At 62.5% G+C, this 26,097-nt stretch carries 17 protein-coding genes; 9 read left to right on the top strand and 8 right to left on the bottom strand.

Annotated features, from left to right (window positions below; genetic code table 11):
- Positions 1-18: 18 nt before the first annotated feature.
- The 7 genes from GYM54_RS03740 to GYM54_RS03710 are packed head-to-tail and all read left to right on the top strand — an operon-like array spanning position 19 to position 13,574.
- Positions 19-1,191, top strand: a complete 1,173-nt coding sequence (locus tag GYM54_RS03740) for an isochorismate synthase MenF (RefSeq protein WP_197445105.1) — start codon at positions 19-21, stop codon at positions 1,189-1,191.
- Positions 1,188-2,810: a (2,3-dihydroxybenzoyl)adenylate synthase gene (locus GYM54_RS03735; RefSeq protein ID WP_197445104.1), complete on the top strand. Its 1,623-nt coding sequence runs from the start codon at positions 1,188-1,190 to the stop codon at positions 2,808-2,810. Before GYM54_RS03740 ends, GYM54_RS03735 begins: the two co-directional genes overlap by 4 nt.
- An 11-nt stretch (positions 2,811-2,821) precedes the next feature.
- Positions 2,822-3,694, top strand: a complete 873-nt coding sequence (locus GYM54_RS03730) for an isochorismatase family protein (protein WP_197445103.1) — start codon at positions 2,822-2,824, stop codon at positions 3,692-3,694.
- Positions 3,691-6,786, top strand: coding sequence for a non-ribosomal peptide synthetase (locus GYM54_RS03725; RefSeq protein WP_197445102.1), 3,096 nt, complete (start codon positions 3,691-3,693; stop codon positions 6,784-6,786). The genes GYM54_RS03730 and GYM54_RS03725 overlap by 4 nt, the downstream gene beginning before the upstream one ends.
- A gap of 11 nt (positions 6,787-6,797) precedes the next feature.
- The gene (dhbA, locus tag GYM54_RS03720) at positions 6,798-7,556 is read left to right on the top strand and encodes a 2,3-dihydro-2,3-dihydroxybenzoate dehydrogenase (protein WP_197445101.1); all 759 of its coding nucleotides are present in this window, start codon (positions 6,798-6,800) and stop codon (positions 7,554-7,556) included.
- Between the two features lie 13 nt (positions 7,557-7,569).
- Positions 7,570-12,132, top strand: a complete 4,563-nt coding sequence (locus GYM54_RS03715) for a non-ribosomal peptide synthetase (RefSeq protein ID WP_197445100.1) — start codon at positions 7,570-7,572, stop codon at positions 12,130-12,132.
- Positions 12,129-13,574 carry an amino acid adenylation domain-containing protein gene (locus GYM54_RS03710; RefSeq protein WP_197445099.1) on the top strand — a complete coding sequence of 482 codons (1,446 nt, stop codon included), beginning with the start codon at positions 12,129-12,131 and terminating at the stop codon, positions 13,572-13,574. The genes GYM54_RS03715 and GYM54_RS03710 overlap by 4 nt, the downstream gene beginning before the upstream one ends.
- 45 nt (positions 13,575-13,619) lie before the next feature.
- On the opposite strand, the gene GYM54_RS03705 is transcribed toward GYM54_RS03710, so the two are convergent.
- The 7 genes from GYM54_RS03705 to GYM54_RS03675 all read right to left on the bottom strand — a co-directional run bounded on the left by GYM54_RS03705 (position 13,620) and on the right by GYM54_RS03675 (position 22,747).
- Positions 13,620-14,564, bottom strand: coding sequence for an iron-siderophore ABC transporter substrate-binding protein (locus GYM54_RS03705; protein WP_197445098.1), 945 nt, complete (start codon positions 14,562-14,564; stop codon positions 13,620-13,622).
- On the bottom strand, positions 14,561-15,412 hold the full coding sequence (locus GYM54_RS03700) for an ABC transporter ATP-binding protein (RefSeq protein WP_181103448.1): 852 nt from the start codon (positions 15,410-15,412) through the stop codon (positions 14,561-14,563). Before GYM54_RS03700 ends, GYM54_RS03705 begins: the two co-directional genes overlap by 4 nt.
- Positions 15,412-16,455, bottom strand: coding sequence for an iron chelate uptake ABC transporter family permease subunit (locus tag GYM54_RS03695; protein ID WP_197445097.1), 1,044 nt, complete (start codon positions 16,453-16,455; stop codon positions 15,412-15,414). The genes GYM54_RS03700 and GYM54_RS03695 overlap by 1 nt, the downstream gene beginning before the upstream one ends.
- Before the next feature lie 2 nt (positions 16,456-16,457).
- Positions 16,458-17,495: an iron ABC transporter permease gene (locus tag GYM54_RS03690; protein WP_257626592.1), complete on the bottom strand. Its 1,038-nt coding sequence runs from the start codon at positions 17,493-17,495 to the stop codon at positions 16,458-16,460.
- Between the two features lie 56 nt (positions 17,496-17,551).
- The gene (locus GYM54_RS03685; RefSeq protein ID WP_181103452.1) at positions 17,552-19,555 is read right to left on the bottom strand and encodes a TonB-dependent receptor domain-containing protein; all 2,004 of its coding nucleotides are present in this window, start codon (positions 19,553-19,555) and stop codon (positions 17,552-17,554) included.
- A gap of 60 nt (positions 19,556-19,615) precedes the next feature.
- The gene (locus GYM54_RS03680; RefSeq protein WP_181103455.1) at positions 19,616-20,833 is read right to left on the bottom strand and encodes an MFS transporter; all 1,218 of its coding nucleotides are present in this window, start codon (positions 20,831-20,833) and stop codon (positions 19,616-19,618) included.
- A gap of 213 nt (positions 20,834-21,046) precedes the next feature.
- Entirely contained in the window at positions 21,047-22,747 is a 1,701-nt protein-coding gene (locus tag GYM54_RS03675; protein WP_181103940.1) for a glycoside hydrolase family 5 protein, read from the bottom strand.
- Between the two features lie 562 nt (positions 22,748-23,309).
- On the opposite strand from GYM54_RS03675, the gene GYM54_RS03670 reads away from it, so the two are divergent.
- On the top strand, positions 23,310-24,449 hold the full coding sequence (locus GYM54_RS03670) for an aminotransferase class V-fold PLP-dependent enzyme (RefSeq protein WP_131648878.1): 1,140 nt from the start codon (positions 23,310-23,312) through the stop codon (positions 24,447-24,449).
- Positions 24,450-24,671: 222 nt separating this feature from the next.
- Positions 24,672-24,890, top strand: a complete 219-nt coding sequence (locus tag GYM54_RS03665; RefSeq protein ID WP_177493025.1) for a hypothetical protein — start codon at positions 24,672-24,674, stop codon at positions 24,888-24,890.
- A gap of 165 nt (positions 24,891-25,055) precedes the next feature.
- On the opposite strand, the gene uvsE is transcribed toward GYM54_RS03665, so the two are convergent.
- Positions 25,056-26,084: a UV DNA damage repair endonuclease UvsE gene (uvsE, locus tag GYM54_RS03660; RefSeq protein WP_181103458.1), complete on the bottom strand. Its 1,029-nt coding sequence runs from the start codon at positions 26,082-26,084 to the stop codon at positions 25,056-25,058.
- Between the last annotated feature and the right edge of the window lie 13 nt (positions 26,085-26,097).

The following is a 26,097-nucleotide window of genomic DNA, read 5'->3' as shown; positions in this document are numbered from 1 at the left end:
TGTTATGTGGAGGTGGTGGTGAACGCATTGACTCGCGTCGCCTACGACGGACCAGGCGTGGGATACAAATTCCCGCCGTCGTATCGATTTTATTCACCGGCAGGCGGTATCGAAGCCAGCGGTTGTTTCAAGGCGATAGACACGCCGGCCGAAGGCGCCGGGCCGGGCCTGGAGCATGACGTTCAGCGGGCCTTCGCCGAAGCGCAGGCAGCCGGTTTGAACAATCCCGTGCTGGTTGGCGTGATTCCCTTCGACAAGCAGCAATCCTCCAGTCTGTTCATCCCGCGACACGTTTCCCATCTTCCTCCCGCGTCACCTCCGACCGCGATTTGCGGGTTCGCCTGTGGCGCGGCGCGTCAGTGCACCGAACAGCCCGATCAGGTTGGCTTTCAAAAAGCCGTTACCCGCGCGCTGGATGCGCTGCGCAGCGGTCGGCTGGATAAAGCGGTGCTGTCACGCCTGCTGCAGCTCGAGTTCGACGCACCACCCTGTGCCGCGACAATCTTCCAGGGGCTACGCCAGCAGAATCCCGAAGCGTTTCATTTCTTCACCGATCTGCCGGATGGCGGCGTTCTGATCGGCGCCAGCCCTGAGTTGCTGCTGCGCAAAACCGGTAAACGCCTGGAGACCAATCCGCTGGCCGGTTCCGCCAGGCGCTACGCCGATCCGGCAGCGGACGAACAGTCGGCGCGAAGCCTGCTCGATTCGGGCAAGGATCAGCATGAGCATCGCCTGGTGATTCGAGATATCGAACGCCAGTTGCGTCCGCTATGCCGCGACCTACAGATTCCAGCGGCGCCTTCGTTGATGAGTACCGCCAAGCTCTGGCACCTGTCGACGCGGATCGAGGGCGAGCTGGCCGCGCCGGTGTCGGCGCTGAGCCTGGCGTGTCAGCTGCACCCGACGCCAGCGCTCTGCGGCTTCCCCACGACTGCGGCCAAACAGCTGATCGCCGAATTGGAGCCGTTCGACCGTGGTGTGTTCGGCGGCATCGTCGGTTGGTGCGATGCGGCCGGCAACGGCGAATGGGCCGTGGTGATCCGCTGTGGCGTGATTGATGAACGCAAGGTCCGGTTGTTTGCTGGCGCGGGGCTGGTCTCGGCGTCGTGCCCCGAATCGGAATGGCGCGAGACGGGAACCAAACTCGGCACCATGCTCGCCGCGTTCGGACTTGATCAGGAGGCAGTATGAGCCTGGTTCCGTTCACCCGCTGGCCCGAAGCTTTTGCTGAGCGTTATCGCCGTGCCGGATATTGGCGGGGTGAACCGCTGAGCCAGATGCTCATCGAGCAGGCCAGCCTTCAGCCGGACGCCATTGCGGTAGTTTCCGGTAGTCGAGAGTTCAGCTACGCCGAGCTGGACGAGATGTCGACGCATCTCGCCCAACGGCTGGCCAACCGGGGCCTAGGGCGGGGCGATAGGGCGCTGGTTCAGCTCGGAAGTCAGGCTGAGCTGTACATCGTATTCTTCAGCTTGATGAAGGCTGGCATCGCCCCTGTCAATGCCTTGTTCAGCCACAACCGCCTGGAGTTGGTCGCCTACGCCGCGCAGATCCGTCCGCGGCTGCTGGTGGCCAGTCGCGAGCATGCGTTGTTTGCCAGCGATGTATTTCTCGATGAGTTGGCCGAGCTGATCCCTGAGCTCGACACCGTCCTGCTGCACGACGACCCGCAGCCGAAACTGCGTTTGGAAGGCTGGTTTGAGCCAGCAGCGGCAGAGCGCTCATTCGCTCCGACACCAGCCAGCGAAGTAGCCTTGTTCCAGCTATCGGGCGGTAGCACCGGCACGCCGAAACTGATCCCGCGCACCCATGACGACTACCTCTACAGCGTTCGCCGCAGCAATGAGATATGCCAGTTCGACCGCAGCACCCGCTACCTCTGCGCGCTGCCTGCGGCGCACAACTTCCCGCTGAGTTCGCCCGGCGCGCTGGGCGTGTTTCTCGCTGGTGGACGGGTGGTGCTCAGCGCCGATCCAGGCCCGGCCAGCTGCTTTCCGCTGATCGCGCAGCAACAGGTCAACGTCACCGCCCTGGTGCCGTCGGCCTTGTCGCTGTGGTTGCAGGCCGCGCCGGCACACCGGGACGAACTCGCCTCGCTGCAGCTGTTGCAGGTCGGTGGCGCCAAGCTGCCGGAGTCGCTTGCGCGCCGCGTGCCGCAGGATCTCGGTTGTCGCTTGCAGCAGGTCTTCGGTATGGCCGAAGGGCTGGTCAACTACACCCGTCTGGACGACAACGACGAGCGTGTCTACCTGACCCAGGGGCAGCCGATGAGCCCGGACGACGAAGTAAAAGTCGTCGACCGCGAATGCAATCCGGTGCCGGCCGGCGAGGTGGGAGCCTTGATGACCCGTGGCCCCTACACCATCCGCGGCTATTTCCAGAGCCCGGAATACAACGCCAGCGCATTCGATGCCGAGGGTTTCTACCGCTCCGGTGATCTGGTCCGGCAGCGCGAGGACGGCTATCTGGTCGTTGTTGGGCGGATCAAGGATCAGATCAACCGTGGTGGCGAAAAGATCGCTGCCGAGGAAGTGGAAAGCCTGCTGATGGCGCATCCCGCTGTTACCCAGGCGGCGCTGGTATCAATGCCGGACGCGGCCATGGGTGAGAAGAGTTGCGCCTTTATCGTCAGCCCCGAACTTCTCAAGGGCATCGTCCTGCGCAAGTTTCTGCGCGGCCTCGGTCTAGCCGATTACAAGCTGCCGGACCGATTCGAACACCTCGACGCACTTCCCATGACAGCCGTAGGCAAGGTGGACAAGAACCGCCTGCGTCGCCGTCTCGCTGAACAACTGACCGTTACCGAATAAGGATTCGCTTCATGGCTATTCCCACTTTGACGCCCTACAGCCTGCCCAGCGAATGGGCCGCGAACAAAGTCCAGTGGTCGGTCGATCCTGATCGCGCGGTGCTGTTGATCCATGACATGCAAGGCTATTTCTGCGACTTCTGGGGTGAAGACAGCGCCTTCATCGCCGCGCTGGTGGCACGCCTGGCGCTGGTTCGCGAATGCTGCAAAACCCTGGGCATTCCGGTCGTATACACTGCGCAGCCGGTCGAACAGGCCGCCGCGGATCGGGCGCTGCTCACCGACATGTGGGGCCCTGGCATTACCCAGCATCCCGAGCGCCAGGCCATCGTTGCCGGGCTGGCGCCTGCTGCCGACGACACCGTGCTGACCAAGTGGCGCTACAGCGCTTTTCAGCGCTCGCCGCTGCAACACATGATGGCTGAGCTCGGCCGCGATCAGTTGATCATCGGCGGAATCTACGGGCATATCGGCTGCCTGATGACGGCCTGCGATGCCTTCATGCGGGACATCCAGCCTTTCATGCTGGCGGACGGCATCGCTGATTTTAGCCAGGCCGAACACCTGATGGCACTGGACTACGTGGCAACGCGCTGCGGGCGGGTGATCCGCTGTCGTGACGTGCTCGACCTCGGTAAGCCACAGGCATCGCTGCCGACCCGTGAAGCACTCGAGGCGCGGTTGCTGGCGATGCTCGACGAGATGGACGAGCCGTTCGATCCCGACGAGAACCTGCTCGATTACGGTCTGGATTCGATCCAGATCATGTCGCTGCTCAGCGAATGGCGCGAGCAGGGCCTCGAACTCAGCTTCACCGATCTGGCGAAGACGCCGACGCTCAACGGTTGGTGGACGCTTATTCGTGAACACGGGGGTGCGCTATGAGACCGCAGGGTATCGCTCAGCAGGGGCTCTGGTACGCCTACCTGCTCAACGAAGACCGCGCCATGTTCAACACCGCCGAGTGCATTGCCTTCGCCGGCAAGATTGATGCAGCAGCATTGACCACTGCGGTGCAGCAGGCAGTGCGCGAATGCGAGGCATTGTCCGGTCTGTTCGTTGCCGATGAAGAAGCGGTGCTTTTCAAACCTTGTGAATTGCCGGTCGAGGTGCGAAAAGTCCAGGTGCCGACGGGCGAGGAGGCCGAACGCTGGGTGCGCGATTGGGCCATGCGTGACATCCGCGTCGCGCTGGATCTCGAACGCGAGCTGCCGTGCCGCTTCGTGTTGCTGCGGGCTGATGGAGGTGATTTTCTCTACAGCTGCGTGCATCACATCGCCCTCGACGGTTATGGCACCAACTTGTTGTACCAGCGAATTGCCGAGCTTTACGGTGCTGCGCTGAAAGGCGAAACCGCGCCGCCTAGCGGGTTCGGTCGTTATAAAGATGTGCTAAAGGAGGACGCAGAACGGGACGCCCAGGGCCGCACCGCCGCCGCGCGCGGCTACTGGCTGGAAACGTTGTCACGTATGCCGGAGCCTGTGAGTTTCAGCGAGCGCAGCGCGCCCATCTCCGCCACCTTCATTCGTCACGGCGCGACATTCCCAGCGCCGCTGTGGCAAGCCTTGAACGAAGTCGCCGATGCCCACAGCATCGGCTGGCCGGATCTGCTGTTGGCCGGCGTCTCGGCCCAGCTGCGGCAGGTCAGCGGCAGCCGGGCGCAGGTTCTTGGATTGATGGTGATGAACCGCATCGGCTCGGCGGCGTTCAACGTGCCTTGCATGCAGATGAACATCGCGCCTTTGTGCCTGGATTTGCCGGATGACGCTGATCTCATCGGCTGCGCGAAAGCCATCGGCAAGCTGCGCCGCAGCAGCCGCAAGCACCAGCATTACCGTTACGAATCGTTGAGGCGCGACCTCGGCCGAGTCGGTGGCGAACAGCGCCTGTTCGGCCCGCTGATCAACATCATGCCGTTCGACCGTCCGCTAGCGTACGGTGATTGCCCGGCCCGCACGCTGAACCTCAGCGCCGGCCCGGTGGAAGACCTGACCCTGGAAGTGCAGGTCGGCGCAGACGGCATGCCGGTGCTCGATTACGACGCCAACCCGGCCTGCTACAGCCTGGAGCAGGTGCGTGGCCTGCAGGAAGAACTGTTCGGCCTGCTCGAATGCTGGCTGGCCGCGCCGCAGCAGCCGCGCGACGTGTTGCTCGACGAGCTCTATGCCGTGCGGCGCGCCTGGCAGCGCCTGAGCGCACCGGCTGTTGGCAACCTTGGGCAGCCGGGCAGTGTGCTGGATGCGATACGCCAGCAAGCGCACGCCCAGCCGGAACGTATCGCGCTGATCCAGCATGAACAGGCGCTGAGCTACGGCGAGCTGCAAGCGCGTGCCGAAATGGTTGCCGCAGCATTGATGGAGCAGGGCATTCAGCCGGGCGAGCGGATCGGGGTGATGCTGAGCCGGTCGCCGCTAGCGATTCTGGCGCAGCTGGGAGTTCTGCTGGCTGGAGCGGTATACGTACCGCTCGATCCGGAGCAACCAGCGGATCGCCAACGGCTGATCTGCGCGAGCGCCGACCTTGCGTTGGTGATTACCGAGGCGGTCTACCGCCACAGGCTTGCCGATATCCATCGCGGCCCGATCCAGCTGATCGGCCTGCTGACCTCGGCCAATCGCGAGTACCGCCCACGCGATGGCGATGCGGCCAGCTACCTGATGTTCACGTCCGGCTCCACCGGCACGCCGAAAGGTGTGGAAGTCAGTCATCGAGCACTGGAGCACTTCGCCGTGGCGGCGCAACAGCGCTACGGGATCACTCCGACTGACCGGGTGTTGCAGTTCGCGCCGTTCAACTTCGATGCCAGCATCGAGGAGGTCTTCGTCAGCCTGTCCGCCGGCGCCACGCTGGTGTTGCGCACCGACGCGATGCTTCAGTCGATGACCGCTTTCGTGGAAAGCCTGGAGCAGCAGGCAATTACCGTCGTCGATTTGCCCACGGCGTTCTGGAACGAATGGGTCGTCGCACTGCGCAGTGACCAGGCGCGGATTCCCGCGCCGCTCAAGACGGTGATCATCGGTGGCGAAGCGGTGTACCCGGAGCAGCTGGCCGCCTGGCAAGGCATGAACCGGCCGGATGTGCGCCTGATCAATACCTATGGGCCGACCGAAACCACCGTGGTCGCCACCACTTGCGATCTGCAGCGCATCGACCCCAACCGCGAGCAGTTGCCCATCGGCCGGCCGCTGGCCGGCGTCGAGGCGCTGATTCTCGATCGCGGCAATCGCCCAGCATTGGAAGGCGAGCTGGTGTTGTTCGGCGCTCAATTGGCCAACGGCTATCTCAACAGCGATTCGCCGGCATTTGCCCATCTGCGTATCGGCGATGAGACGGCACGGATCTACCGCACCGGTGACCGAGTGCGACTGGTGGACGGGGAACTGGTGTACCTCGGTCGGCTGGACAACGAATTCAAGATCAGCGGCTATCGCATCCAGCCGGGCGAAGTCGAGGCCAGGCTGTTGGCACTCGATGGCGTCGACGAGGCCTGCGTGCTGGGCTTGGAACTGGGCGCCGGCGTGCGCCGGTTGGTGGCTTTCGTCGCTGGTCCGCGCGACGACATTCGCAGCATCAAGCGCGAACTGAGCGAAGTGTTGCCCGGCGCGATGGTGCCCACCGATTACCGTCACTTTTCCGCCTTACCGCGTACCGGCAGCAACAAGCTCGACCGCAAACGTCTGCACCAGGAATACCTGGGTGGCGCCCCGGAGCGCGCCTTGAGCGACGAGACCCAGCGCCGGGTCAGCGCCATCTGGCAGCAGATTCTCGGCGTCAGCGGCATTCAGCCTGAAGACAACTTCTTCGAACTCGGCGGCCAATCGTTGCAGACCATCCAGATCGTCAATCGTCTGGGCGCCGAATTCGGCGCTGCGGTGAAGGTTTCGGATGTCTTCGATCATCCGCAATTGGCGGACTTCTGCAGCTTCCTCGACAGCCGCATACAGCAGCGGGAAGAGCAGGTGGAAATGGTTTGGTAAGGGGCAGGCAGATGAACGATCAGATGGATTTCAGCGGTAGAAGCGTCTGGGTCACCGGCGCCGGGCAGGGCATCGGCCGCGCGGTTGCCGAGGGATTCGTGCGGCTGGGCGCACAGGTCACCGGTTTCGACCGAGCCTTTCCGGAACGGGATTACGGCTTCACCCCTTATGTGCTCGATGTCGGCGATGCCCACGCCGTGCAACAGGCCTGTAGCGAGCTGCTCGGCGCGCAGCAGACGGTGGATGTGTTCGCCAGTGTCGCCGGAATCTTGCGGCTGGCGCCCATTGAGGAGTTGAGTTCGGCCGATTGGGACGCGTCGATGCGGGTAAATGTCTCCGGTCCCTTTTATCTGCTGCGCGAGTTGATACCGCGCTTCAAGGCGCAGGGGCACGGCGCGGTCGTCGCCGTGAGCAGCAACGCGACCCACGTCCCGCGCATGCAGATGGCCGCATACAGCGCGTCCAAAGCGGCGCTTTCCAGCTTGATTCGTACCGCCGGCCTGGAGCTGGCGGAGCACGGCGTGCGCTGCAATTTGGTTTCGCCAGGTTCCACCGATACCGCCATGCAGCGCGGTATGTGGCACAGCGAAGATGCCCGCGAGCGCACCATTGCTGGCTTCCCGGAGCAGTACAAGCTGGGCATTCCACTGCAGAAGATTGCCACGCCTGAGGAGGTTGCCCGCACGGTGCTGTTCCTCGCATCCGACCTGGCCAGCCACATCACCCTGCAGGACATCGTCGTCGATGGCGGCGCCACCCTGGCAGCCTGAAAGGTAGAAGCAGATGCACAAGAACATCATCGGCCTGCTGAAGCACCTGGCTCAGCAGGGGGTGCAGCTTGCACTCAACGAACAGGGACAACTGGTTTCCCAATCGAGCAAGGACGCCGTCACGCCCGCCCTCGGCCAGCAGATTCGCGACAACCGCGACGCCATCATCGAATGTCTGCGCGCGCGACAGGCCTTCGAGGCGCCGATCGCACCGCGGCACAGCAGCGTCGGGCCGCTGTCTTCGTCGCAGAGCGGGCTGTGGTTCATCGAGCAGTACGAGCAGGACTCGCACCTGTACAACATGCCGGTATTCTTCCGGCTCACTGGCGAGCTGGACGTCGCGGCGTTGGAGTTCGCCTTCGATGCGCTGGTGGCGCGTCATGCCAGCCTGCGTACGCGCTTTCAACGCAGCGCCGAAGGACGTGGCGAGCAGGAGATTCTGCCGCACGGTGGGTTTCAACTGGTGCGCGAGGATCTGAGCGATCTTGAACCGCAGGCACGTGAGAAACGCGTGGCGCAGCGGGTACGCAAGGAAATCCAGCGCCCGTTCGACATCACCAGCGGCAAGCTGACGCGGGTCAACCTGCTGGAGCTGGGCGAGCGTGAGCATCTGTTGATGATCAACCAGCACCACATCATCTCGGATGGCTGGTCGGTGAAGAATATGTTCGCTGATCTGAAGACGGCGTTTCTCGCTTACCAGAATCGCCAGCCATTGAACTGGGACCAACCGCCACTGACCTACATCGATTACGCCCACTGGTTCAACTCGCCGTTGTTCCGCGATTACCACGAGCAGTTCAAGCCCTTCTGGGTCGAGCGCCTGGCTGGCATTCCCGAGGTGCACAGCCTGCCGCTGGACAAGCCACGGCCGGCCCAACCGGCCAGCGGCGGCGAAGTGGTGTTCTCGACTATCGACAACAGATTGTGGGAGCGCTTCAAGCAGCTCTGCCAGCACCACAACACCTCGCCCTTCATCGGCCTGCATGCGTTGTTCGCGCTGTTGCTGGCTCGGCACTCCGGTGAGCGCGACATCGTGGTCGGCACACCGCTGGCCTATCGCGAGCGAGCGGATATCGAGCCGCTGGTGGGCTTCTTCGTCAATACGCTGGTGCTACGCACGCAGCTGCCTGAGCAGCAGTCTTTCGTCGACTATCTGCGCCAATGCCGGACGGACGATCTGCAGGGCTTCGATCACCAGCTCTATCGCTTCGAGGCCTTGAGCGAAGCGTTGGGTATGGACCGCCACACGGCGATCAACCCGATTTTCCAGATCATGCTGGTGTACCAGGCGCGGGTGGATTTCAACGACCTGATTCCAGGCTGCGACGCGGTGGAAGAGACCTCGCCGGTGCTGCCGGCCAAAACCGATATCTCGGTCAAGGTCACCGAGTTGATGGATTCGGTCCGGGTCGACTGGCTCTACGCCACGGCACTGTTCGAGCGCAGCAGCGTCGAGGGTTATGCCAGCCGGTTGCTGCGCCTGCTCGAAGCGGTGTTGGCCAACCCGCAACAGGACATCTGGCAGCTGCCGATGCTCGATGAGTCGCTGCTGACGCAGACTGCCCGGCGGCTGAGCGAGCTGCCGGCCGCTTATCCCGACGGAGTGACGACCCTGTCGCTGTTCGAGGACATGGCCAGAGCGCATCCGCATCGGCCCGCGTTGCGGCAGGGCGAGGGCAGCGTGAGTTATGCCGAACTGGATGCTCGCGCCAACCGCCTGGCCCATTGGCTACGGGCTCAGGGCTGCGCGACGGGCGAGCTGATCGGTGTGCTCGCCCGTCGTGAAAATGCCTTTGCCGTCGCGCTGCTCGCCAGCTGGAAGCTCGGCGCCGCCTATGTCCCGCTGGACCCCGATTACCCGCAGGAACGGCTCTCGCACATCATGCGTGACGCCAATGTCCGAACCATTGTCGGCCAGGGCGCGGCGCCCTTTGCGCTGGGGGCGGACCAACGTTGGGTGGACCTCGGCAGTGCCGAGATTCAAGCTCAGCTGGACGCGCAATCCCCCAACGCACCGTTGAATGAGCACGATCCGCAGCGACTCGCGCAGGTGATCTACACCTCCGGATCCACCGGCGTGCCGAAAGGCGTGATGGTCGAGCACGGATCGCTGGCGAACCTGCTACTGGACCATGGCCGCCGGCTAGGCGTCGCGCCGGGCGATCGCATGCTGGACTGCATGTCGCTGTCGTTCGACGCCGGCAACATGTGCGCGCTGGTCCCGCTCGTCCACGGAGCCTGCCTGCTCTGGGCCGACCCCGGCGAGGGCCTGCTGGATGAGATCGAGCGAACCGAAACCACCCATATGATCTTTGCCACGGCGCTGCTGGCGACGCTGCCGGAGCGCCCGTTGCCAGCGATGAAAGCCGTGGGCTTCGGCGGCGAGGCTTGTCCGCCAGCGATTCCGCAACGCTGGGCCAGTCAGTTCCGCCTGATCGACATGTACGGCCCCACCGAGGCCACCGTGACCGCGCTGACCAAGACGCTGGTGCCAGGCAAGCGCCTGACCATCGGCGCGCCCATCGAGGGCATGCAGGCGGTGGTGCTGGACCGGCACGGCGCGCTGTGCCCGGTCGGCGTGCCCGGTGAATTGTGCCTGGCGGGCCTCGGTCTGGCTCGCGGTTACCTCAACCAGCCGGAGCGCACGGCCAAAGCCTTCCGTGGACATTGCGTGGCCGGCGTGCAGGTGCGCCTGTATCACACCGGCGACCGCGCGCGCCTATTGGCCACCGGTGAATACGAATACCTGGGCCGCCTCGATGCGCAGATAAAGCTACGCGGCTACCGCATCGAGCCGGGCGAGATCGAAGCCCAGCTGCACACCAGCTGCCCGAGCTTGCAGGAAATCAAGGCGATCGTCGCCAGCCAGGCTGCGCGCCAGACGCTGGTGGCCTACGCCACCGTCAAACCCGGCGAGCCCATTCCCGAGCCGGATACCGTGTTGCAGGCCGTGGCGCGGCGACTGCCCGAATACATGGTGCCGCTGAGGTTGATGCTGCTCGACAAGATGCCGCTGACCGCCAATGGCAAGCTGGATCAGAAGCGCCTGCCGCCGGTGGAACTGGCTGCGACAGAACAGCAGGTGGCACCCGTCGGGGAGCTGGAGCGTCAGGTGCTGGATATCTGGCAAGGCGTGTTGGAGCAACCGCTGGGCGTGGAAAGCGATTTCTTCCGGCTGGGCGGCGACTCCATCCTCAGCATTCAATTGGCCACACGCCTTCGCGACGCGGGTTACCCCTGCAGCGTCAAGGAAGTGTTCGAAGCCAAGACCGTGCGCCGACTCTGCCGAGTGCTGGCCGGTCCGCGCGAGGCGCAGGCGGTCCGCGCCGAGCAGGGTCTTCTGGCCGGCAACTTTGCCCTGCAACCGATCCAACAATGGTTCTTCGAGCAGCCATTTGCCCGCCCGCACCATTGGAATCAGAGCGTGGTGCTGCGCCTGCCCGGCAACGTAGGGACGGCGCAACTGATGGATTACATGCGCCAGCTGTTGCAACAGCACGACGCCCTGCGCCTGGTCGCCATCCCAACCGGTCAGTGCTATCAGCAATACCTGCCGTTGACCGAGCCTGCCCGGTTGAATGCGGCCGAACTGGGCGCAGCCGGGCTGCAGCAGGCATTGACCGAACTGCAGGCGCACCTGGACCCGGCCAGCGCACGGACCTTGGCCTGGGCGGTGATCGATGGTTTGCCGAACGGCGCACGTGGGCTGTTCATCGCCTTCCATCACCTGGTTATCGATGCCGTGTCCTGGCGCATCCTGGTGGAAGACTTGCAGCGCTTGGCGCGCGGTGAAACCTTGCCCGACAAAACCAGCAGCTACCGACAATGGGGCGAAGGGCTGGCGGCCTATGCCCAGCGTGCGGAGGCGCAGCTGCCGTACTGGCGCGAGCAGATCGCCGGGATGAACTACCGCATCGCCGCTGATTGGTCGTCGTCACAGCCGGCCGAGCCGCAGCTGTTGCAATTGAATGAAGCCACCACGCGTCAGCTCACTCAGTCCGCGACTCAGCATTTCGCGGCGGATGTTCGGGAGCTGCTGCTGGCGGCGTTGACGCGCGCGCTGGTGGAGTTGGGGCTCGGTGAGCAGCACTGGATCATGCTTGAAGGGCACGGGCGCGAAGCTATCGATCCCACGCTGGACGTCAGTCGCACGGTGGGTTGGTTCACCAGTATGTTTCCGGTCGCGGTGCAGAATCAGGCGGACTGGCCTGCGCTGGTGCGGCATGCCGCCGAGCAGCTGCGTCGGGTCCCGGACAAGGGCGTCGGTTATCTACCGCTGCGCAGCAACCCGGCCCACCGCGACAGCTTGCCGTTACCGCCGGTGGCGCTGAATTATCTGGGCGTCTATCAGAGCGGGGCAGGCGACTGGCAAGCCTTGCCGCTGCCGCCGGGTAATCCGAGCGATACCGGCAATCTGTCCGCCGAGCTGATCAGCCTGCACGGCGGCGTCTTCGACGGCCTGCTGACGCTGCGCCAGATCGGCAGCCTGCGTAACGACCTGAGCGCGCGTCTGTTGACGTCCATGCGTGACAACCTGCAGGCGTTGGCAGCGCTGGCCGAGGGTAAGCGATGAGCACGATCAACGCGCATTGTGCCGGACTGTTCGCCCGCCACGCCGCGCGACCCGCTCTGGGTTGTCTCGGCGCGAGCTTCAGCTATGCCGAGCTGCACACGCGGGTTGCGGCCATCGTGCTGCAACTGCGTGAACACGGGCTGGTCGCGGGCGATCGCGTAGGGCTTCATTTGAATCGTGGTCCAGACCTGATCGCCACGCTGCTGGCCTGCCTGCATGAGGGCTTGTGCTTCGTGCCGCTGGAGCCAGACTTCCCTTTGGAACGGCTGCAGGGCATCGCCGACGACGCGCAGGTGCGCTGGATCATTCAGGACGAGCAGGCGCCACGGGCGTTGACACCGTCCTTGCGTTTGCAGCCAGGATTGGCGCAGATGCCCGAGCCACCGCCGCTGAATGAGCGCTTGCCGGCTTATATGATGTTCACCTCCGGCTCCACCGGAAAGCCCAAGGGCGTGGTCATCGAACGCGCCGCACTGAGCAATTTTCTGGACGCCGCGACCCGGCGTATCGGCGTCAGTACGGCCACGCGCTGGTTGTTCACCACCACGCCGGCATTCGATATCGCTCTGCTGGAGATGCTCGGCCCGCTGTGGTCAGGCGGTTATGTGGAAGTGGTCTGCGCACCGACGCACAAGGACCCGGTGGCGTTGCTGCAATTGCTCGACAGCCGCCCGGACCTGAACACCCTGCAAGCGACCCCGGCATTCTGGCGAATGCTGCTCAAGGCCGGCTGGCAGGGCCGCGCCGAGCTGGTGGCACTATGCGGCGGGGAAGCTTTGGATGCGGGCCTGGCCATGCGTCTCGGCGGTATGGTGGGCCAGCTCTGGAACTGCTACGGCCCCACCGAGGCGACCGTCTGGTCGATGATGTCGCGCGTCGAACTGCCGCTCGGCGAGCAAGGCGTGCGGCTCAGGCAGTCGCTGGATGGCTATCGGCACCTGGTGCTGGATGAGCAAGGCGTTGACGTCGCGCCGGGCAGCGAGGGCGAGTTGTGCATCGAAGGGCGGTCGCTGGCGCAGGGTTACTGGCAGCGTAGCGACCTGACCGAGCAGGCCTTCATTGCATGGCAGGGCCGGCGCCTCTACCGGACCGGCGACCGGGTGCGGCGTATCGGCGAGGACGAGTTTCAGTATCGCGGCCGTCGCGATGATCAGATCAAACTGCGCGGTTTTCGCATCGAACTGGGTGAAATCGAAGCGAGCCTACGCCGCATCGAGGGTGTGCTGGAGGCTGCGGTGCGGCTGCTGGGGGAGGGCGATGAAGCCTGTCTGGTGGGCTATGTGGAACTGCGCAACGCTGGCCCGACTCGGTTGGAGATTCGCCGGCAGCTGCAGCGCGGTCTGCCGCATTACATGATCCCGAGCCGTATCGTGCGGCTCGATTCGTTACCCAAAACCACCAGCGGAAAGATCGACCGCAAGCGTTTACCCGAGCCGGTGTGAATATTGTTTCAGCGACCCCGTGCTCCACGGGGTCGCTGAATGCGATCAATCCTTCGCGACCGGCTCGGCATCGGCCTTGCCAATGATCTCCTCAATATCCTCGATCACCTGCATGGCCGCCATCGGGCCACCAACCGAGGTCCATAGCGAGCCGTCGACCGCGCCGAAGCGCTTGGTCTGGATGGCCGAGAGCTGACGGAACGCAGCGGTTTCCTCGGCCTGACGCATGGCTTCGACCGCTTCACCACTGGTCGCCAAAGTGCCGATCACCAGCCAGTCGGCGTCCAGCAGCTCCAGCGATTCCAGGCTCAGCGCCATCGAATGCGTATGGCCGGCGTCCTGCTGATGCGCCGGACGCACCAGGCCGACATCCTTGGCAACGGTGCTGGCGAAGGAATCCTTGAACATGTACGACGGACCCTTCGGATTCCAACGCACGATGCTGAAGGTTTCGCCCTGATGATCGCTCAGCCGCTCGCGAGCCTCGGCAGTACGGGCTTCATAACGCTGGAGAAATGCCTGGGCTTCGGCATCCTTGTTCAATATTTGAGCTGTGCGCTGCATGCTTTGCTGCCATGGCTGCCCCCAGTTGAAGGTGACCGCGGTCGGCGCGATCTCGTTGAGGATGGCCAGCTGCTCCGGCTTTACCGGGCCGGTGAGGATCAGATCCGGTTCCAGCTCCAGCAGCGTCTCCAGGTTGGGGTTGTCGAGATCGCCGACCACCTTGATACCGGAGGGCAGCTTGCCCTCCAGATAGCGCGGCGGCACGGCCTGGCCACGACCGTTGACGGTGCCGACCGGTGTCACGCCGAGGGTCAGCGCGGTATCCAGGTCGATCTCGCTGAGGGTGACGACGCGCTCGGGCGTGGCTGGAACGGTCACGCGGTTGCCAAGGGCATCTTCGATCTGGCGGTCTTCGGCATAAGCGTTGAGCGCCAGCACGGCGGTGAACAGCGCTGCGGTTAAGCGCCAGGGGTTTCGTTTGATCATGGGGTCGTGTCCTGTTGAGCGAGTTCATGCACCGCAGGGATGCGAGTAGCCAATGGAGTGGAAGCGGAAAGCGAACGGCGGCGCGGCACGATCACCGGTGCGCCGTCGCCAGGCGCGGGGAGGATGTCCACTTCTGTCTGGTAGAGGCGGTCCACCAATGCTTTAGTCATCACCTGGCGAGCCGGGCCCATGGCCTGGATATGGCCGTCGGCGAGCGCAATCAACTCGTCGCAATAGCGGGCGGCGATGCCCAGGTCATGGATGACGATCAGCACGGTGCGGCCCTCGGCAGCGATCCGGTGCACGGCTTCCATGACTTCAGCCTGGTGACCGATGTCCAGCGCGCTGGTGGGTTCGTCGAGCAGAATCAGGTCGGTGTTCTGCGCCAGGATCATGCCCAGCCACGCGCGTTGCGCCTGTCCGCCGGAGAGTGACGAGGCCTGGCGATGCCAGATGGCGTCGAGTTGCATCGCCGCTCGCGCACGGGCGACCTGGCGGGCGTCTTCCTCGCTCCACTGGTTGAACCAGCCCTGGTGCGGATGGCGACCGTACTGCACCAACTGTTCGACGCGAATCCCCTCGGCCATCACCGGTCGCTGCGGCAGAAAAGCCAGTTGGCGGGCCAGGCTCTTCATCGCATGGCGGAGCAGAGGCTGGCCGTGAATCTCGATCTCTCCACGCTGCAACGGCAGCTGGCGAGCCAGCAATTTGAGCAAGGTGGATTTGCCGCTGCCGTTGGGCCCGACGATGCCGATCAGCCGACCTTTGGGAAGGGAAAAGGACAGGTCGTCCAGAATCACCTTGTCCTGATAGGCGAAATGCAGGTTGCGTACGCTCAGTACCGTCATCAATCGGCCCCTCGTCTGTCCTTCAATAGCAGGCCAAGCAGCAGGATGCCGCCAAGCAGGCGCGTCATGATCCCGGTGGGGATTTCTTCCGGCTGCGCCAATACGCGAACCAGGGTGTCGCTGCCCAGCAATAGCACCGCACCGCAAATAGCAGACAGCCAGAGCGGGGCGAGGTTGTCGCGCGCCAGCCACGACGCGAGGATCGGTGCGGCCATGGCGATAAACACCACGGGCCCGCCGATCGCCGTGCCCAGTGACGCCACGAGAATCGCCAGACCGAGTACGCCGAGTTGCACCAGCGGCACGTGTATGCCGAGGTTTTGTGCCGTGGCATCGCCGAATCGCAGCAGCGCCAGCGGTCGGTTGAGCAGCGCCATCAATGGGCACAACAGCAGCAGTATCAGTGCGATGGGGCTGACCGTTTGGTAGCTGATGCCAGCGAAGTGGCCCATGGTCCACAGATAAATGCTGCCCAAGTGCACCAGCGGTTGGGTGGACATGGCGAAGTCGCCCAGCGCGCTGAACAGTTCGGACAGCGCAATGCCGATGACGATGAACAGATAACCTTGCTCGCCGGGGCGACGGCATAGGGTAAACAGCGCCGCCGCGGCCAGCATTGCGCCCAGCGGCGAAGCCCACCAGGGCCAACTGCCGAGCGTGAGATACAGGGAGAACCCCACCACCGCCAACGAGGCGCCTTCGTTCACGCCGATCATGTCCGGCGTGGCCAGGCGATTACGCACCAGCGTCTGGATCAGGCACCCGGCCATGCCCATGGCGAAGCCCGCGACGATGGCTGCGGCAACCCGTGGCATACGGATCTTGAACACCATGATTTCGTTCAGCTTGCTGCCATGGCCAAACAGGGTCGCGAGCACATCGCGCGTGCCCATCTGGCCCGAACCGAGGCTGCTCGCAAGAACCGCCAGTGTTGCCAGCACCAAGATGAGAAGGCCGCACATCAGCCAGTTGCGACGATGCAACAATAGACTCATGCCGCCCAGGCGCAGCGTCCAGACCCCGCTGGGAGTGATTGACGTCATGCTTACCTCACCGCCAGCAGGGAACGGAAGCCGCCGCGCAGCACGATGGCGATCAGCGCCGGCGCGCCCAGTGCGGCCAGCAAGGTGCCGACTGGCAGCTCGAAAGGTTGCAGCAGCCAGCGCGCGAGCACGTCGGCCGCCAGCAGAAACAACATGCCGAACAGCGTCGAGAACACCAATTGGCGCAGCAGCGCGACCGGTTCGATCAGCCTTGCGCAGTACGCCGCGAGGAAGCCGACGAAGCCGACCGGGCCGGCGAGGGAAATTGCGCAGGCAGTGAGCAACGTCGAGGCAACCAGCACGCCCAGGCGCACCCAGGTGGTGTGGATGCCTAGCGCCCGCGCCTGGCTGTCGCCCATCTGCATCAGCGTCAATTGTCGGCAGAGCAGGGCGGCCAGGAACAGGCCGATCACGGCGACCGGGGCCACGGTACTCACGGCGTCCAGGCTGGATGCCGACAATGATCCCAGGTTCCAGAAACGAAACTGCTCCAGCGCCACCCGGGTCTGGAGCAGCATGAAGTTGGAAAGCCCGCCGAAGATCGCGCCCAGCGCAACGCCGGCGAGGATCAGTTTCAGCGGGCTGGCCTGGCCCAGCATCAGGCCAACGCCCAGCACCACGAGATTCCCCAACAGCGCGCCGGCGCCGGACCACAGCAGATAGCCGCGAGTGGATTCGACGCCGAAGAAGATCAGGCCGATCACCAGACCCAAGACCGCGCCGGCATTTACGCCGAGCAGACCGGGCTCGGCCAGCGGATTGCGCGTCGCGCTTTGCAGCAGCGAGGCGGCAATTGCAAGACTGCCGCCGACCACCAGAGCCGCCAGAGTGCGCGGCAGGCGCAGGGTTTCGACCACCAGCGCGAGCTTGTCGTCCGCCACGGCAAGTGGATCGCCCAGCAGGTAATGCAGCACTTCGACTGCGCCGTAAACGCCGGCACCGGTGCTCATCGACAGGATCAACAAGCCCAGCAGCAGCCCGCCGCCCCCGAGGAGCACCGCTTGCTGGTAGTTGGGGAGTACCGCCTCGGTTCTGGTCATTGTCGCGCTGTAGTTCTCCAGGTAGTCCGGCGACGGGAGCCGCCGGGGCAGGTGGGTCAGATGTCGTAGCTGAAGCCGACGAAAGCCGTGCGTCCCATGAGGATGTGATCCACGGATTGGGCGACTTCGTCGCGCTTTTCGTTAGTGAGGTTGTTCATCCCAGCGTTGAACGTCAGCTCGTTGGTTGCATGGAACCGAGCTCCCACTCCCAAGGTGTGGAAGGCATCGGAACGCTGGCTGTCGGCAAGAGCCGGAACGTACACCATCTGGCTACCGGTGTACTGATAATCCAGATTCAGGTCGAGTTGGGGCAGCGCGCGCCAGTCGAGCCCTATATTGCCGACGTGCTTTGGCGTGTAATCCAGCTCATCGCCGGTGTCGCGGTCCTCGCTGTCGGAGTAGGTGTAGTTGGCGCGCATCGACAACGCATCGCTGAGGGCGTAGCGGCCCTGCAACTCGTATCCCTTTATGCGCGCCTGGGACAGGTTGTAATAGCTCAGTTCGGAACGCAGCGGGACGGGGCGGCCCAAGGTTGGGTCGAATACCAGGCGGGTGGTCTCGGTGATGATCAGGTCTTCGATGTCGTTGTGAAAGAACATCACACCGGCTTCGAGCCGTTCGTCCTGATACTGGGTGCCGAACTCATAGCTGGTGGACGTTTCAGGCTTGAGATTCGGATTGCCATACACCGTGCACAGACCACGGCAGGCCAACACGCCGTAGCTTGGGTCGGACTGGGAGATGCTCGGCGCCTTGAATGCCTTGCCGGCGCCGCCCTTGATGACCCAGCTGTCGCTCAGGTTGTAGACGCCATAGGCACGCGGGCTGAACTCGCTGCCGAAGGTTTCGTGGTGATCCCAGCGTCCGCCGAGTGTGATGTCCAAATCACCGAGCGAGAACTCGTCTTGTAAATAGATAGCTTTTTGGTCTACCTCAGTGTCAGCTCCGAGGTTCTGATTGTGGGTAAGCTCGGTGCGGCGGAATTCGCTGCCTAGCGTCAGCAGCTGATTACCAAGAAACGCACTGACCTGGCCATCGACGGTGTGGTTGGTCTGGTTAACGTCGCCTTCGACGCCACGCATATTGGTCATCAACTCAGAATCGTCCATGAGCTCGACGTCTTCGTAGTAATAGCGCAGGCGCGTATTGAATCCGTCCCATTGACCGTTATGCGTCAGACCCAGCGTCCAGCGATCCATTTCCTGCACATTGGTTGTCAGGGGCTGCGGAGCGCCAGCGTTGTTCCAGCGAGCCTTGCGGTCGTCTTCCCGATAGCTCATATCGAGATCCACGGTCTGACGCTCGTCCAGAATCCAGCTCAGCGTGCCCATCGCGCTGACGTTCTGGCGTTTTTCGGCGGCGTCGCTGCCTTCGAGCCGTAGTTGGTCCGATTGCCAGGCGGCTTGGTCCGTCGTATCCAGGATCAGATTGCCGAGCAGCTTGTCCTCCACGAGGGCGCCGCTCACATATCCGCTGGCCTTGTGGCTGTCGCCCGAGTTCCCCTCGGTCGGGTGTTCATAGCTGTAGGCGACGCCGGCCTCGGTCTGGTTGGTCGGTTGCCGCAGGATGACGTTGATCACGCCGCCCATGGCATCGGCGCCGTAGAGAGAGGTCATCGGGCCGCGGATTACCTCGATGCGCTCGACCGCGGCTACAGGAATAGCGGAAAGGTCGAAGTCGTTGGCGTAGTTGGAGGTCAGCGCGTCGCGTGAATTGATACGACGGCCATTGACCAGCAGCAGGGTGTAGTCTGAATCCAGCCCACGAATCTTGATTTCCTGGCGACCGTAAGTGGACGACGGATTGAGATGCACGCCCGGCAGGTATTTCACCGCATCGGCCAGGTTGTAGACCGGCCTCTTTTCCAGCTCCTCGCGGGTCACGACCGACACGCTGGCCGGGGCGCTGAGTTCACTGTGCGCAGTTTGTGTGGCGGTGATGACTTGCTGCTCCAGTGCCACGGGCTCGTTCGCCAGTGCGGCGAAAGGCAGAAGGCTGGCCAAGACGGTCAGGGATAGGTGACGAGGGCGGCTGATGCCCCGGTTGCTTACGATAGTCATTGCATGCTCCGTTGCTGCTCGGTGTTTCGAAATGGACTCATCACGTATCCCTCGGCGGGTTCATCCCGCCTGTTGTTCTGCTGCTGCTGTCGGGTTTGCGTCGCGCTGTTTGATGCCATGGATCAGGTACAGCACGCCCAGACCGGCCACGATGCCCAGCACTGCGTAGAGCGCTGCCAGCTCTTCGAAGCCGAGTAGTTGATGCTGTGACCCTTCGGTTAGATAGCGCGCTGAAAGCAGGCTGCCGAAGCCGGCTGCGATATTCGAAACTGTCCCCTGAAACGCCATGAACGCGGCACGCTGGTGCGCCGGCGGAATTCCTGCGGCGATGGTCATGGTGCTGTTGCTGCGCACGGCGCTCAGCGCCATGAACAGGGTGAAAACGACGTAGAGCGAAATGCCCAGCGGCGCAGCGAAACCCAGCAGGGTCACCAGTGCTAGGCTGCCGCTGCTGACCAGCGCGACCGTCACGGTACTGCCGCGATCAATCCAGGCGCCGCCAATGCGCATCGCCGCGATGCTCGCCAAGCCACCAAATAGATAGAGCAGGCCCAGGTTTTCGCGGGGGAAATCCACGTTGAACTGGAAGTAGGTGGCGAAGTGCGGCACCAGGAGGAAATGCCCGAACATCTGCAACGTGGTGATAGCCAGCGCCGCCAAACACAGGCGCGAGGCAAGCAACGGCCTGATCGAACCCGAAGGACGATGCGATGAAGCCGGTGCGGGAAAGAACAGCTGGCAAAGCAGCGCCAGAAACAAACCGGTGCAGCCGAGCAGCACGAAGGGCGTCGTCCAATTCCAGCGCATCGAGCATTCCAGCGCCAGAGGAATGACCAGAATCGCTGCCAGGGAAAACCCCATTCCGATGTAGGCAAGTTTTCGGCCGCGTTCGGCTGGCGGAATCAGATCCAGCATCGTGGCCATCAGGATCGCGCCCATGGGCCCGGCGACCAGCCCGGAAAGTACGAACAGCGCGATCAATTGGGTCGGGTCGGCCGCCAGCGCGCAGCTGAACAGCAAGGCAAAACGCAGCACCAGCAAGATGATCAGTGCGCGTTTTCGGTCGAAGCGATCCAGCCATGGGGCTGCGATAAGTGCACTCAGGGCGGCGGCGAGGGTGGCGCCGCCACTGATATAGCCGACGTGGCTAGCCTCCATTCCAAGGTGACGCACCAGATCCGGACCAAGCGGCATGACCATCATCAGGCTGCCCAGCGACAGCATGTTGATCAGCATCGCAAGGTGGACGGCGATCCTCGACTTGTCGGCAACATTCATAAGGTGCGGCACGCTCTGTTGGCAGGCGGGCAGCATCCTAAGGCATCGCAAACGCCATATCAAACACAAATCGTTCGCATTTATATTTTTACTAGGACAGGACGGTTCTCAGGCATATCGGCCTGGGGCATCTTCGCCAGCGAAGTGCAGGCGTGCTCAAACAAAAGGCCTGAGGGGGTGTGCCAGGCCTCGGCGGACGTAGCGAAGCGGAAATTACATTGGTTCGCCAATGGCCGCGCAGTTATTCGGTGTTGCGGCGTGCTTTCTCAGGATCGGCAGCTGCGGTTGCTCGGCGCCTCCCGATACGTCCAGCGCGAGGATGTACTTTCCCCACCATGGGCCGGCGGCCCAGTAAGTGATAGGTACGCAATTGTCACGCAGGTAGCCCAGCAGGTTATCCATCGCGACGATGGCATCGGGCGCATAGTTCGGGACGCCCATCTCGCCGATGAAGCCGCGCAGGTTGTTGGTTCGCAGCCAATCCACGAATGGCTTGGCGCGATTGATGCCCAGATCCGGTGCGAAGGTTTCGGTCTTGTCGACGTACATCCCCGAGGTATCGCGATCGAGGTACATGTGTGCTTCGAAGATCAGGTTGTTCTGCGGATCGCGCATCCAGGGATCGGCGATGAGCTGAGTGTTGGATTGCGGCCAGTGCCATGCGCTGGAGAATCGGTCGCCGGCGACATAGATCCAGTTGGTCTTGTCCACCGTGCGGATTTCCTTGGCTGCGGCCAGCGCTGCTTCAGGCCAGAGCCCTTTGGTGTTCGGCTCGTTCATCAGGCCATAACCGCTCAACGCGGGATGGTTGCCGACTTTCAGTGCGATTCGCTTCCAAGTATTAGCGAACGATTTGATCGGCACGGTTTCGGAGCCGATCGGCTGCTTGTAGTAGCGGTAATAGTTGTGCATGTCGAGCACGACCTTGACGCCGTGCTTCTGCGCGAAATCGAGCGATTGGGTGAGCAGAGCCAGTTGCGCGGCGTCCAGCTCGGTATCCAGTTGCGGCTGTATACGCTCCCAGAGGAACGGCAAACGAACCAGCTTCAACCCTTGCTCAGCGTATTTCTTGTAATACGACTCGGCCGGATAGATGTAGTTGGTGCCGTGCTTGCCGGGCAGAACCGAAGGTCCGAAAGCGGCACCGGAAAGGGCAACGCCCACCAGTTGCACGGGCTCGGTCGTTGAGGGCGTTGTCTCTGTAATCGGATCTGGAGACAGGGCTGGCCGGGACGCCGGAGGTGCGACCAGGCTGAGCTTGTTCGGGTAGCCAATGATGTTGCCGTCGAGCACGGGACCGTCCATGAATACGGTCAGCGCGCCGCTTGCAGGCTTGATCGAGGTGACGGTACGTACCTGGCCGTCCGCCGTGCGTACCGATGCGCCGACGACAAAGGCCGCGCTGTTCTGCGCGGTAGCAGCGACCGAAACACCGGCCGATGCTCGCCAGGAGCCGTTCAGCCAATAGCTGTTGGTGAATTTGTTGATCAGCGCAGCGTGGGTCGGCGCTGCGACCGGCGCGCTATCCGGTACGGTGACGTCCGGCTTCGGGCTTGCCACGTTGCTGACGCTGAGCCGGTTGGGATAACCGATCACGCTGCCGTCCAGCACTGGCCCCGTCAGGAAGACCGTCAACGCACCGCTGGCGGGTTTGACCGAGGTGACGGTGCGTATCTGGCCATCAGCTGTTCGTACCGAGGTGCCGACACGAAAAGCGGCGAGGTTCTGCTCTGTGGCAGCGACCGAAACGCCAGCCGATGCGCGCCAGGAACCGTTCTGCCAATAACTGTTGGTGAACTTGTTGATCAGCGCCGAGTAGGAGATCCCTGACGTGCTGGTGCCGCCAGCGGCTGCCGCGCTGACATTGCTGTTAGGGAAAAAGCTCAGCAATGCGGCCAGGGCGATTGCAGACATGAGGCCTTTACGGGCGCTCGGAAAAACTGTGACGGACATTTCGGCTCACCGTGACTATGAACGTCCAAACGCGATACACGGGACGTAGTGACAGGGAGGTTGATCAATAAGAGGGGCTGCCCAAGGAGGCGAATTTCCACAAAGACCGAACCAGAGGCGAGACGGGACCCAGGCGGCTCTTCGTTTCGCTGGCGCTTTTATAATTTGTTTTTCTAATGATTTAAACAGCCAAAGACAGAATAACGTCGCCAATAAATTGTCTTTTTTAAGCAAATGGTAACGTTTGTCATCCGTCGATAGGCAGTTCCGTAAGCCAACACCGCATGTACGGCGCCTCTTGGAGTTTGCGGCGCCATTTTTTTGAACAACACACCGTGACGATTCGTTTATGTTTCCGATAAATGGTAGGAACTATTCGAGCAGGCACACCATGGCTGTTTCGCTACCGATTTCTCATCAAAACTACGAAGGGTTATCGAGTAGAGCCGGGCTTTGTAACGCTTGTAATGCATTCCGGCTTCGGGCAGGGTCGATGCCAGCTCTCTTGCTGCGGAGTGAACCCATGTCAGACCTTTTTTCTCGTGTCGATCCCGATGGATTGATTGAATATTCGGTCGTGTACACCGACCGTTCGCTAAACCATATGTCCCGGTCGTTCCAGACTGTCATGAACGATATCTCCACCACACTCAAATCCGTCTACAACGCCCACGCGGTCGCTGTGGTGCCGGGCAGCGGTACGTTCGGTATGGAGGCGGTGGCGCGTCAGTTGGCGCATGGCCGCAAATGTCTGGTGATTCGAAATGGCTGGTTTAGTTACCGCTGGACGCAGATTTTCGACATGGGTGGAATTCCCGCATCGTCCACCGTGCTCAAGGCGCGGCCGCAGAGCCAGGCTTCCCAGGCTGCATTTATCCCGCCACCCATAGATGAGGTGATCGCAACCATCGCCGCGCAGAAGCCTGATCTGGTGTTTGCGCCTCATGTGGAAACTTCGTCAGGGATGATCCTGCCGGACGACTATCTACGTGCGGTGGCAGATGCCGTGCATGCGGTTGGCGGGTTGTTCGTTCTCGATTGCATCGCCTCCGGCGCGCTCTGGGTGGACATGCAGGCAAGCGGCGTCGATGTGCTGATCAGTGCGCCGCAGAAAGGTTGGAGCGCTTCGCCTTGCTGTGCGCTGGTGATGCTCAGCCAGGCTGCGCAGTCTCGTGTCGAAGCGACCCAGAGCAGCAGCTTCGCCTGCGACCTCAAGAAATGGCTGCAGATCATGCAGGCTTACGAGAAGGGCGGGCATGCCTATCACGCGACCTTGCCGAGTGATTCCTTGATGCGTTTTCGCGACGTCATGCTGGAAACACGGGACTACGGCTTCGACGTCCTTCGTGCCGACCAGCTGGAGCTGGGGCGGCGGGTGAGGGCGCTGCTGGCTGAAAAAGGATTCAGAAGCGTTGCGGCCGATGGCTTCGAGGCGCCGGGCGTGGTGGTCTGCTACACCACTGACAGCGAAATCAGGAGCGGCAGCAAGTTTGCGGCGCAAGGTTTGCAGATTGCCGCTGGCGTCCCCCTGCAATGCGACGAGCCAACCGACTTTCAAACCTTCCGCATCGGCCTGTTCGGATTGGAAAAGCTGAGAAACCTGGACCGCACCGTCGAGATTCTCCGGCGCGCGCTGGACAAGATTCTCGGAGCGGATCGTTGATCCACTGACATCAAACGTCGCCGCGTGTCGCCATGGCTGGATGTGACGTCACGGTGACGGCACTGCTGATCGATCCGTTGGCGTTAACGGAACTCTCGGAAAAAATCGCTGTAACCGGCGTGCTAGACACATTAATGACACAAAAATATGGTTGCGCATGCGCGCAGGGTAGCTACGCTGAAGCTTGTACAAGGCGATTAAAACAACAAAGAGGGGCTCAGTATGATCAACAACCAGAATGCTCAGGTCGTTGCACTCGAATTGTGGCGCTTCTGTGCACATTGCATGGCCATACTCGTCGTCGTTGGAGCTGTATTGATCGGGTTCCTTGGATCCTGGGACCTCGCGCTCAAGGTGGGCGTGCTGCCACTACTGGCCCTTGTGGCCGCCGACGCGCTGGCCAAGCGCAAAGAACAGGAAATTCTGCTTCGAAACTTCTGATCCCATGATCACCCTGCGCAAACCGACACGGGGCTTGCGCAGGGTCAACGAGTCCGAGTACATGCCCAGCCGGGGCATAGGCGCAAACAGTGATTTTCATCCTGCGCCAATCCCGATCTCCAAAAGCCCAATACTGATTAGTCAGCCTTGCATACCGCCACGGCATCAGGGGTCAACGCTGTCCGCCAGATAATCGGTGTAGTAATCCAGAGCAGCAAGATTCTTGTCCTTGGCCTCGAACATCATGTCGAAGCGGTCCAGGAATTCGCGGGCGTACAGGTTGGTCCAGTGATTCCACATGCGCTTGCTGTGGCTGTAGAGATCGCGCTTGCTGACGTGTTGGAGGAGGGTCAGCATCTCCAGCTTCTGTTCCGGTGAAAAGCCACGTTCAATCAGGCTTTCGGGTGGCTGCGAGTAGTGCATGGCTGGGCGCACACCGCGCCAACTGTCGATGATTCGGGCAACGCGTGGGTCATGCGGGTCGATGTAGCGTTCCTCATTGATCCAGCAATGATGGATGTCCAGCACCACCGGCGCGAGGTCTGAGAGTTGCAGGCAGTCGTCGACCCCGTAGGTCTTTTCTTCATTTTCGAAGGTGATGCAGTTTCGCGCTTCTTGCGACAGGCGCGGCCAGACTGTGCGAATCCCATCGACGCCCAGCCGCCCGGCGATATGCACGTTGCACTTGAAGTCCTGAAACTGCCGGCCAAAGCCCATCATGCGAATCATGTCGGCGTGATATTCGAATTCCGCCAAGCTGTTTTCCACCACCTGCGGCTTGTCCGAGCCGAGCACGCAGTACTGCCCTGGGTGTAACGAGAGGCGGATGCCCAGCGCCCGAGCGCAGTCACCGATCTGCGCAAAGCCCTTCTCGATCACATCCCGCACCTCGGTCTGGCGATAGAAATCGGATGCTTCCGGATGGCTGTAGAAGGGCAGCAGATCGCTGCTCAGCCGTAGCATGTGCAGCTCGTTCGGCAGCGTCCCGACGTATTCGAGTAGCCGCAGCTGCGCAGCCAGGTTGTGTTCGATGATGCCGTTCAGCTTTTCGCGAGCCGCGTCCTGGGACACGCTGTTGAGCCAGCGCAATGTGGTCGAACGCGGGTTGAAGGCACGCTCGATGGCCTCCAATTCCTTCAGCGATTCACTGTGGCCGGGATGGCGATACATGCAGGCGAAACCGATTCTGTGCATAGAAACCTGAGCA

The organism is Pseudomonas sp. MTM4, assembly GCF_019355055.1.
GTDB lineage: Bacteria > Pseudomonadota > Gammaproteobacteria > Pseudomonadales > Pseudomonadaceae > Stutzerimonas.
The sequence above is the reverse complement of the archived record's forward strand: the minus strand, read 5'-3'. Positions and strand labels throughout refer to the sequence as shown.

Excerpts from the sequence above, each read along its gene's own strand:
- GYM54_RS03735 (WP_197445104.1), top strand. The coding sequence starts at position 1,188 with ATGAGCCTGGTTCCGTTCACCCGCTGGCCCGAAGCTTTTGCTGAGCGT.
- GYM54_RS03730 (WP_197445103.1), top strand. The coding sequence starts at position 2,822 with ATGGCTATTCCCACTTTGACGCCCTACAGCCTGCCCAGCGAATGGGCC.
- GYM54_RS03725 (WP_197445102.1), top strand. The coding sequence starts at position 3,691 with ATGAGACCGCAGGGTATCGCTCAGCAGGGGCTCTGGTACGCCTACCTG.
- dhbA (WP_197445101.1), top strand. The coding sequence starts at position 6,798 with ATGAACGATCAGATGGATTTCAGCGGTAGAAGCGTCTGGGTCACCGGC.
- GYM54_RS03715 (WP_197445100.1), top strand. The coding sequence starts at position 7,570 with ATGCACAAGAACATCATCGGCCTGCTGAAGCACCTGGCTCAGCAGGGG.
- GYM54_RS03710 (WP_197445099.1), top strand. The coding sequence starts at position 12,129 with ATGAGCACGATCAACGCGCATTGTGCCGGACTGTTCGCCCGCCACGCC.
- GYM54_RS03705 (WP_197445098.1), bottom strand. The coding sequence starts at position 14,564 with ATGATCAAACGAAACCCCTGGCGCTTAACCGCAGCGCTGTTCACCGCC.
- GYM54_RS03700 (WP_181103448.1), bottom strand. The coding sequence starts at position 15,412 with ATGACGGTACTGAGCGTACGCAACCTGCATTTCGCCTATCAGGACAAG.
- GYM54_RS03695 (WP_197445097.1), bottom strand. The coding sequence starts at position 16,455 with ATGACGTCAATCACTCCCAGCGGGGTCTGGACGCTGCGCCTGGGCGGC.
- GYM54_RS03690 (WP_257626592.1), bottom strand. The coding sequence starts at position 17,495 with ATGACCAGAACCGAGGCGGTACTCCCCAACTACCAGCAAGCGGTGCTC.
- GYM54_RS03685 (WP_181103452.1), bottom strand. The coding sequence starts at position 19,555 with ATGACTATCGTAAGCAACCGGGGCATCAGCCGCCCTCGTCACCTATCC.
- GYM54_RS03680 (WP_181103455.1), bottom strand. The coding sequence starts at position 20,833 with ATGAATGTTGCCGACAAGTCGAGGATCGCCGTCCACCTTGCGATGCTG.
- GYM54_RS03675 (WP_181103940.1), bottom strand. The coding sequence starts at position 22,747 with ATGTCTGCAATCGCCCTGGCCGCATTGCTGAGCTTTTTCCCTAACAGC.
- GYM54_RS03670 (WP_131648878.1), top strand. The coding sequence starts at position 23,310 with ATGTCAGACCTTTTTTCTCGTGTCGATCCCGATGGATTGATTGAATAT.
- GYM54_RS03665 (WP_177493025.1), top strand. The coding sequence starts at position 24,672 with ATGATCAACAACCAGAATGCTCAGGTCGTTGCACTCGAATTGTGGCGC.
- uvsE (WP_181103458.1), bottom strand. The coding sequence starts at position 26,084 with ATGCACAGAATCGGTTTCGCCTGCATGTATCGCCATCCCGGCCACAGT.